The 1,475-nt window shown below is 35.5% G+C and carries 1 protein-coding gene and 1 pseudogene; one reads left to right on the plus strand and one right to left on the minus strand.

Annotated elements, in window-relative coordinates:
- Positions 1 to 310: 310 nt before the first annotated feature.
- Positions 311 to 559: pseudogene (locus AC1DKZ_RS32710) on the plus strand (hypothetical protein); the annotation flags it as partial.
- Between the two features lie 32 nt (positions 560 to 591).
- Here the strand turns inward: AC1DKZ_RS32710 and AC1DKZ_RS32715 are convergent.
- On the minus strand, positions 592 to 1,475 hold an 884-nt coding region (locus AC1DKZ_RS32715; protein WP_476997962.1), incomplete at its 5' end, for an SGNH/GDSL hydrolase family protein.

The raw sequence follows: 1,475 nt of genomic DNA on the forward strand, positions 1-1,475 counted from the left end.
ACAAAATAATATCAGGCTGATAATGCCTCCATTTGAATACATTTTCCCTTTCCATACCAATCACGCACCCTTTCTAAAGTAATAGTAACAGTATGTCCAAGATTTATAGATTCATTGCAATTGTCCTTAAGTTTTTGCACCAGAACCGATTTTTATATTGATTTCTGAACAACTCATTCTCATGAGAATATAACATTCATGTTGGATTATCTACGTAATCATTTTTGCACCAGAACCAAAAATAAGCCCAAAGAATTAAATAATTCTTTGGGCTTATTTTTAAAGTTAGGAAGTTACATTCTTTCTTCCTATAAATAATCTCACAGAACAGGACCAGCGACATGTAAAGCGACAGACACTTTTCCAAATCCGCAGGATTTCTAAACATTCGTCATGCCTCACGTATAGTAAAAGGCATCGAAACCATTCATGCCCTGTATAAAAAAGACGGAGTCTTCAACCAAACTTCGCTTTTTCGACGTATAATGAATTACAGAAATTATTGATGACTGCAAAAAATTTGTCTTCCTCAACCATAGATCTTTTACATTTCAGTTAATTTTGCAAAAGAAGTTAATAAAATATATCTAATTATTGATTCACCGCTTTGGCTACAAGTGCTGCGTATGCTTCTGCACCTACTTTGGTTAAATGCACACCATCAGGTGCAAAGTAGTCTCCCTTTCCAGCACTTGCTGCATACCAATCTACTAGAGTTATATTCGGATATTCAGATGTTGTCGCTTTTAATCTCTCATTCACGATTGATTCCCACGGACGTGGTACCCTCGTATTAATAAATATCATTTTACGTTCATTCCCAATTAAATTTATTAATGATACAAGTTGCTCCGTAGTAAAGGCTCCATTTGTACCTAGCCCAATAATGACATAGTTTCCTAAATTCCCTTCATTCTTTAACTGTTCAACTATAGGAATCGCTTTTGACAGCTGGCGACCAATCTGTGCATCAATCCTAATATCAGGAAAAGTATTTTTTAAATATGGAGCAATATCAATCATAACGGAATCGCCTATCGCTGTAATGCTGGGAGAATTTTTAGGTTGCGCAGAATCTACTTCTTTTGATTCTTCTTGATTCTTGGGCGTCTCTTGAATTGGATTTTCCCAAACTGCAACTGGATGTTTCGCCGGTTGTGTTTGTACTGCTTCCACCTTATCTAGTTGCGGATTCTCCTTGGCCTTACTAACTTTTGATAACCCAAAGACGGCTATCGACGAAACGAATACTGCACAAATTAAAGCTAACTTAACACCTAAAGCGACATTTTGAAGTCTTAAATTCTTAAACTGAATATTTCGAAACGCACCTTGTCGGATTGGTTTTTCAATATACTTCCATGAAATTTGCGCAATCATTATAATTAGAATAAATTGAAGAATTGCTCTTATTAGTGAAAAATCTCCAGCATTTACTTTTGGAGTCGTCAATGTAAGAATTGGATAATGCCAAA

It is taken from the genome of Bacillus sp. 05T21 (assembly GCF_056396785.1).